The sequence below is a fragment of the Microcoleus sp. A003_D6 genome, assembly GCF_036702825.1.
In the GTDB taxonomy this organism is placed as follows: Bacteria; Cyanobacteriota; Cyanobacteriia; order Cyanobacteriales; family Microcoleaceae; genus Microcoleus.
Genome location: NZ_JAUBWA010000200.1, coordinates 1 through 7668 on the forward strand (window position 1 = coordinate 1; position 7668 = coordinate 7668).

Sequence of the window (7668 nt, forward strand, 5' to 3'; positions counted from 1 at the left end):
TCATAATTTCAGAAATCGCGTATTAGCTTGTTTTTCTGATTAGATAAAATTATCACCACAAGTTCAGGAGAGCCATCTCAACTATTAAATTAGTTAATCATCAATCTGGAATTATCAATCAGGCACCATCAAACCCTTCAAAATTCTCCCCTTCTCCTCCTCCCTCAACCCCTTCGACTGCACCAAAACCCCAAAACCTCCCAAACCCATCGGATCGATCAATTGATGCAAAGCCTCCCGGCGCCGCAAAAACGTTGCCACATCCAATACTTCTGCATCATTTGTAGACAGAGAAGCAATACGATCGCCCAAACCCAACGCCATCAAAAACAAAGCCTGCTGAGTAAACCCTACCACATCCAAACCGCACAATTCCCCCTGCCTTTCCAGCGCCGTAAAATTAACATGAGCCGTTAAATCCTGCCGCCCCACATTAATATAAGGGTTGCTGTGATATCGGTGACAATAATAACACTGTAGCGTCCCCTCCCTGCGCCTCGGATTGTAATAGCGGTGCGCCGGATAACCGTAATCAATAGTTAACAAATATCCCCGCTGCAACTTTTGAGCAACTGTACTCATCCAGTCCAAAGCCGCCAAATTCACCTCACTGCGATAACCATTCCCATAAACACTCGCCGACAAATCGATGCTTACAAAATCCAAATATTCGGCAATTTTAGGCGTGGAAACTTCGCCCAATACTTCAATAAATTTTATCTCTTCTCGTTCATTTTTTGAGGTTTCGGCGGCAACGTAAATCTCCCTAACTTGCCCTGATTCCAGAATGAATTGATGCACTGGCAAAGCATCCACTAACTCGTTAGAAAAGAAACAACCGACAATTGAATTATTAACTATCTCATTCCAATTGCACCACTTAACACACTTGATATCACTTAAGCTTTGGCGTTGTTCCGCTTGAAGTATGGGCGAGATTTCAACAATTATGTATGTTAAAGTTTTAAATAAGTCGGGATGTTGCCGTTGCAAATATTGCAGCACATTAGCTGCAAAAGTTCCCCGCCCCGCGCCCATTTCTACGATCGCGAAATTGAAAGGGCGATCCTCTTCGAGGGCTCCGCTAACGAGCAATTCCCACATTTCCACAAATTGCTCTGCCAAAACCTCCGCAAAATCAGCGCCCCAATGAGACGACGTGATAAAATCGCCTTGTTTGCCGATCGACTGGCGATCGCTATTATAATATCCGTGCTGCGGATGATATAATGCCAAATCCATATATTCAGCAAAAGTAATACGCTGCTGGGGACTGGCGGCAATTCTTTCGCCGATTAAAGCACAGAGCTCCGGGTTGCTGTCATTTATATCTGGTTGCTGAACTTTCATAATTAACCGTTATACTGTGGGAAGATGCTCTGCAACTGCGATCGCACCCTCACCCTCGAATGTTGAACGATCGGATTTAACCCCTATTGTTAGCTGAAATCCCAAAGCATCCAGCAACGCCACCAACAGATAAACTTCATCTCCTCCTGTTTTTGAGAGCAAATTTTTTAACTTTTCATAGTGCAACTTAGCTAGCTCTGAAAGCTGAGTTATGCCCCCGCGAGCCTCAACCATATTACTAAGTGCTAGTGGTAAAAGTTCCGCTTCTACATTTTTCTCTTCCAAAATCGCCTCGATATAAGCAGCAGCAGCTTCAGGTTTTTTCAGAAATTCAATCAAGTCATCTTGGTAACTTACACTTTTAGTCATTATCTCGACTCCTGTAATCTATCCAATATTCAATAGCTTTACGAATATCTCGATCTTGAGTGCTTTTATCTCCACCACAGAGGATGAGAACAATGGTTTGCTCTATTTGCCCAAAGTAGACGCGGTAGCCTGGGCCCCAGTCAATTCTTAATTCAAAAACACCTTCTCCTACTGAGCGACAATCTCCCAAATTGCCGAGCTTAATTCTTTCTAGCCTCCCGCGAATCTTGGCTTCAGCTTTGATATCTCGAAGAGACTTCAACCATTCAGTGAAAGGAATTTTTCCATCTGGTGTGACGTAACGCTGAATTTCTTTTGGTTGAGCTTCCATAATTTATAGTAGCCGATCGAGGCTTGAAAAAAGCAGCGATCGCACTCCTTAGCAACCAGCTAAAAAATGCGATCGCCCTTTTCCTTCTACCTATCAACCGAGCCCATAATAATGTCGATACTCCCCAAAATCGCCACCAAATCCGCAATCTTCACACCGCGCACAATGTGAGGCAAAATCTGCAAATTATTAAAATCCGCAGCCCGAATCTTCCAGCGCCAAGGAAACACACTATCATCCCCGATAATATAAATCCCCAACTCCCCCTTGCCGCTTTCAACGCGGACATAATGTTCGCCCTTGGGAATCTTAAAAGTCGGCGCAACTTTTTTGCCAATAAACTGATAGTCAAAACCATTCCATTCCGATTTTGGCCCGCTTTCTAAGCGCTTCGCTTCCAAATTTTCGTAAGGGCCGCCGGGGAGTCCTTTCAAGGCTTGATAGAGAATCTTAACTGACTCGCGCATCTCCCGAATTCGCACCAAATATCGGGCCAAACAATCGCCAGCAGCTTCGGTACAAACATCCCAGTCGAAGTCGTCATAACATTCGTAATGGTCAACTTTCCGCAAATCCCAATTTACGCCGGAACCGCGCAACATGGGGCCGGACAGTCCCCAGTTAATCGCTTCGTTGCGGGAAATCGTACCCAGGCCTTCAATCCGGCGGCGGAAGATTGGATTGTTGGTAATTAAACGTTCGTATTCGTCAATTTTGGGAACGAAATAATCGCAGAAATCTTGGCACTTATCTACCCAACCGTAGGGCAAATCTGCGGCAACTCCGCCAATGCGGAAATAGTTATTATTAACCATGCGATAACCTGTGGCTGCTTCCCACAAGTCGAGAATTGGTTCGCGATCGCGCATAGTATAGAAAAAAGGAGTTTGCGCGCCCACATCCGCCAAAAACGGCCCTACCCACATCAAGTGGTTAGCAATCCGGTTCAACTCCAGCATAATTACCCGAATATAACTAGCCCGTCTGGGAACAGCAATATTTGCCAACTTTTCCGGTGCATTCACTGTCACCGCTTCGTTAAACATCCCCGCAGCGTAGTCCCAGCGGCTCACGTAGGGCACGTACATCACGTTGGTGCGGTTTTCGGCGATTTTTTCCATCCCGCGGTGCAGATAGCCCAAAACAGGCTCGCAGTCAACTACGTCTTCCCCGTCTAGGGTGACGATTAGCCGGAGTACCCCGTGCATGGATGGGTGGTGCGGCCCCATGTTGAGCACCATCGGTTCGGTTCTAGTCTCAATTCTTGACATAATTAAATGAATTAATGATTACTAGCTATTGTTGATTTTTGTTTCGCCTTATAGATTATGAAGGATATCGAGCTCTCTGAGAAGGATACCCCTGGATTAGATGTCAGTATTGACACCTATCACGTTCCAGTTTTGGGAAGCGAATTAATTGCGGGTTTGGCTGTGCGTCCCGGCGGCCGCTATTTGGACGCGACGCTTGGGGGCGGCGGACACACGAGTTTGATTTTAGCGGCGGCGGCCGATGTTACAGTGGTGGCGATCGACCGCGACGAACAAGCCATCCGTTTTTGCCAAACCCGATTTGCCAACTCGCCCGTTGAGTTTTGGCACGGCAACTTTGCTGAATACAAGTCGCCAGATGCCGAATTTGATGGTATCATAGCAGACTTGGGCGTCAGCTCGGCTCAGTTCGATACACCGGAACGAGGATTTAGTTTTCGCCACCCAGCTCAACTAGATATGCGTATGAACCAGCAGCAATCTTTGACCGCAGAAGAGATTATCAATCACTGGGAAGAAGTTAAACTAGCAGATATTATTTACAAATACGGCGAGGAGCGACTGTCGCGGCGCATCGCGAGGCGGATTGTCGCAAGCCGTCCTTTTCAAACTACAACAGAACTGGCTAGTGCGATCGCCAGTACCTTCCCACCCAAGCAGCGCAACGGTAGAATCCATCCGGCCACCCGCACTTTCCAAGCTTTAAGGATAGCTGTCAACTCCGAACTAGCTTCTTTAGAAACTTTCCTAAACCTTGCCCCAAGGTGGTTAAAACCCGGTGGGAGAATCGGAATAATTACATTTCACAGCCTGGAAGACCGACCGGTCAAGCACCAACTCAGAGGAACACCCAGTTTGCAGGTACTGACAAAAAAGCCGATCGTGCCACAATCGGAAGAAGTAGCTAGAAATCCCCGCTCTCGTTCTGCTAAGCTCAGACTGGCAGAAAAATTAACTTGATTTGGCAGTAAGGGGAGTAAAGGACGAGTTCTAAACCAAGGCTCCGGTCAGATAAGACCGCAGCCGCATACAAGTTCCGAATATCCTTTTGATGGTATCACTCGTCATGGCACTGACCTATGAAACCCGAACCCCTCACGCAGCTTCGGCTATGCTGAATCAGCGAAGGGTAATTGACAAGCTAGTTTTAGACCTGATTAATTCGCCTAGGAGTAGGGAATAGCATGAGTCGGGGAGATGGAAGCAAGCTGAAACTAATGGTAGTCGATGACGAACCCGACAACTTGGATTTGCTGTACCGGACGTTTCGACGCGACTTTCAGGTTTACAAAGCAGATAGCGCCCTCAGCGCCCTGTCCGTTCTAGACGAACAGGGCGAGATGGCGGTGATTATATCTGACCAGCGGATGCCAGAAATGAATGGCACCGAGTTTTTGGGGAAAACAGTCGATCGCTTTCCTGATACGATTCGGATTCTGTTGACTGGATACACAGATGTTGAAGATTTGGTCGAGGCAATCAACTCAGGTCAAGTTTTCAAATACATCACCAAACCGTGGAATCCAGAAGAACTCAAATTGGTGATCAATCAAGCCTCAGAAACTTACAAATACTACAAGCAGCGCAGCGTTGCACTGCGCCGCGCTTTGCGCAGAGAATCTCTGTTCAATGACGTAATGAGCGTGATTCGCGGGTCGCTAGATTACTCTAGTATGGTACAAACTATTGTTCAAACCGTAGGTCAAACTTTTGAGGCAAATTATTGTATGCTGCGGCCGGTAGAGGCCGATCGACTATTACCGAGTACCTTCCCCTATCAAGCCCAAACCGCAGAACCTAGCAGCTTTTCTTTTGATGAAAATTTGCTGGTTCAAGCCGTAGCCAGCCGCCAAACTCAAGTCAACCCAAACAGCGGGGGGGACGGTAAATCGGTTGAGATTGCCGTGCCCCTGACTTACCAGCAAGAATTGCTGGCGGTACTGGCTTTGTGCCAGATTGGCGGCACTAACCCTTGGTCGGCAGAAGATATAGAGTTAATAGAAGGTGTAGCAGCTCAAGCTGCTCTGGCTCTGTCTCAAGCTAAGCTATACCAGCGGACTCTGGATTTAGCCAAGCAGATGCAAAACGAGTTGGAAGTGGCCCGCCAAATCCAAACAAACTTGTTGCGCCAAAGTTGGCCGGATTTTGAAACTGTCAGGGTGCAAGCTTGCTGCTATCCCGCGCGGGAAGTTGGCGGTGACTTTTTTGAAGTCTACGTCCACTCTCAAGGGGATATTTGGATAGCGGTGGGAGATGTTTCGGGTAAGGGAGTTCCGGCTGCTCTATTTATGGCTAGCGCGATTTCGGTGATGCGGCGGGAACTTTCTCAAGAAATTTCTCCAGAACCCGATCGAGTTATGCAGAACATGAATAGCAGTATGTCTGACGACCTGATCGGCAACAACCATTTTATTACAATGGTTGTAGCTCGTTACACTCCGTCAACGGGACACCTCGCCTTTGCTAATGCCGGTCACATTTACCCGATCGTTTGGTCTCACTCGGAGGTGAAAGCTCAATCCGCTAGCGGTAAAACGCAAGTCGAGCCGAATTTCCTGAAAGCTCGCGGCATTCCCTTGGGGATACTGCCTGTTTGGAGGGGCAAAGCAGGTACGATCGAATTAAAGTCAGGAGATGTATTTCTGCTGACGAGTGACGGGATTACTGAAGCTACTGTGACTACTGAAGCAGTCGCAGGGGGTGAACAAACCCGTTCTATGCTACAACAAGAAGGGCTTTGGCAACTTTTGATTGAGGAGCCTGGTTCGTTCAACTTGGACAATTTATTGGCTCACATCCGAGCTGACAATCCAGTTCAGGAAGACGACCAAACTATACTCTCTCTGGAGGTTCTCTGAATCTGTCAGCAACTCCCGGCGGATAGTCGGGGGCGAGAGCAAAAAAACTCAAGCCCTGCTTGTTGACGGCCAACAGAGTCCCGCAAAGGACTGCGTTATCGTCAACAGTAAAAAATCTAGCTCGCGATCGCGCTGCTAGTTTCCTGAATCGCTTTCCTGGGGGATTAAACACCTGTAAATAGTTAAGGTAAGGTAGAAGGCATTCGTCAGAAATAACCAACGCTTAAAAGCCAGGGATTGAAACAAAGATTTTTTATACTTCGCGGATGGCAGCCAGTATAATTATCTATTGTTAATGGGCCTTAGACCCATAACTAAAGTTTTCAAATATACTCTTAACGAATGCCTTCTACCGAATGACGAATGCCTTCTTTTTAAACAGAAAAAGCTGGTATCCCCTGACTAGCGATAAGTATTGAGGCCGAATCAATTCGGCGCGTCGTGTTTCATACCTGGTGTGAAGACACAGGGTTTTCAAACTTACGGGATTTTTTTATGAATACTGAGCTTCATGTGCCAAGCGACTTGCGGTTTTTAACAATTGTTGAAAATTGGTTGCTGAGCAGTTTAGAAGTAGAGCTAGGAGAGCACGTCGATTGGCCGCGTCAGTCGAATCGTTTGCGCTTGGTGTTAGCAGAAGCCTATTCTAACGTGATCCGCCATGCTCACAAAGATCAACCCAATTTGCCGGTGTTAATTCGCTTGAATTTAAAAAATCGGGATATTGGTTTAGAAATTTGGGATTACGGTAAAGGTTACGAAATGGATACTTACAGTCCCCCGAGGCCGGAAGCTAAACAGGAAAGCGGCTATGGCTGGCTGATTATGAGCAGACTTATGGATCGGGTGGACTACAGTTTGCAACTAGACGGTCGCAACTGTCTGAAGTTGGAAGCGAGTTTGCCAGAGAAATCTTAATTAGCCCTTAGTCGTCGATCCTTCGTCATCGGTCATTAGCGATCGGTCATTAGTCAATGGCAATGCACTTTTTGAGTCTAGTGGCTGTCTGTCGCACGGTGCGGTGACAGCCTCTTTTCGTGCTGTCTCGTCCGCGCAACGCGAGACTGTAAGATTGTAGGGTTCAGTTGACAGTTGACAGTTGACAGTTGACAGTTGACCGCACGCGGGGCGACCTCTACCTGGAAGTCCGAGGATTGGAGTAATGAATAGTCTTCTTTTAATTTCTCCCGCTTATGCTTGGGGCTTTAAACCAATTCTTTCTAGTAAAGTCCCGATCGCACAAATACCGCATAAACGGGGTTTTTATACCGTTAGTGGCACTTCACTAGAGATTTGGATAAAAAACCGGTTGCTGCCTCATTCTTGCGATAAAAAGCCACTCAACCTGTCGATCGCATGACTTGAGGCATTACGTGCGATCGACAGGTCAAACCCAAATATCCAATTTGAAAGTAAACTACCCGCCACTAAGCTAACGCTATAGTGGGGGCTTTTGGTAGCCCTTGAGCGATTGCACAAGACAACAACT

Annotated in this window: 7 protein-coding genes; 3 read left to right on the forward strand and 4 right to left on the reverse strand. The window is 47.0% G+C overall.

Annotated features, from left to right (window positions below):
- Window positions 1-114: 114 nt before the first annotated feature.
- The 4 genes from QUB70_RS30615 to QUB70_RS30630 all read right to left on the reverse strand — a co-directional run bounded on the left by QUB70_RS30615 (window position 115) and on the right by QUB70_RS30630 (window position 3321).
- Window positions 115-1350: a class I SAM-dependent methyltransferase gene (locus tag QUB70_RS30615; protein WP_332985495.1), complete on the reverse strand. Its 1236-nt coding sequence runs from the start codon at window positions 1348-1350 to the stop codon at window positions 115-117.
- 9 nt (window positions 1351-1359) lie between these two features.
- Window positions 1360-1719: a helix-turn-helix domain-containing transcriptional regulator gene (locus QUB70_RS30620; protein WP_332985496.1), complete on the reverse strand. Its 360-nt coding sequence runs from the start codon at window positions 1717-1719 to the stop codon at window positions 1360-1362.
- A complete protein-coding gene (locus QUB70_RS30625; protein WP_332985497.1) occupies window positions 1712-2050 on the reverse strand; it encodes a type II toxin-antitoxin system RelE/ParE family toxin in 339 nt (112 codons plus the stop codon). Before QUB70_RS30625 ends, QUB70_RS30620 begins: the two co-directional genes overlap by 8 nt.
- 86 nt (window positions 2051-2136) lie before the next feature.
- Window positions 2137-3321, reverse strand: a complete 1185-nt coding sequence (locus tag QUB70_RS30630) for an NAD(P)H-quinone oxidoreductase subunit H (RefSeq protein ID WP_332985498.1) — start codon at window positions 3319-3321, stop codon at window positions 2137-2139.
- Between the two features lie 57 nt (window positions 3322-3378).
- On the opposite strand from QUB70_RS30630, the gene rsmH reads away from it, so the two are divergent.
- From rsmH to QUB70_RS30645, 3 genes are all read left to right on the forward strand, one after another.
- Window positions 3379-4281 (forward strand): 16S rRNA (cytosine(1402)-N(4))-methyltransferase RsmH, encoded by a 903-nt coding sequence (rsmH, locus tag QUB70_RS30635; protein WP_332985499.1) that lies wholly within the window; start codon window positions 3379-3381, stop codon window positions 4279-4281.
- A gap of 224 nt (window positions 4282-4505) precedes the next feature.
- Entirely contained in the window at window positions 4506-6179 is a 1674-nt protein-coding gene (locus QUB70_RS30640; protein WP_332985501.1) for a SpoIIE family protein phosphatase, read from the forward strand.
- Window positions 6180-6674: 495 nt separating this feature from the next.
- A complete protein-coding gene (locus tag QUB70_RS30645; protein WP_293256122.1) occupies window positions 6675-7097 on the forward strand; it encodes an ATP-binding protein in 423 nt (140 codons plus the stop codon).
- Window positions 7098-7668: the final 571 nt, after the last annotated feature.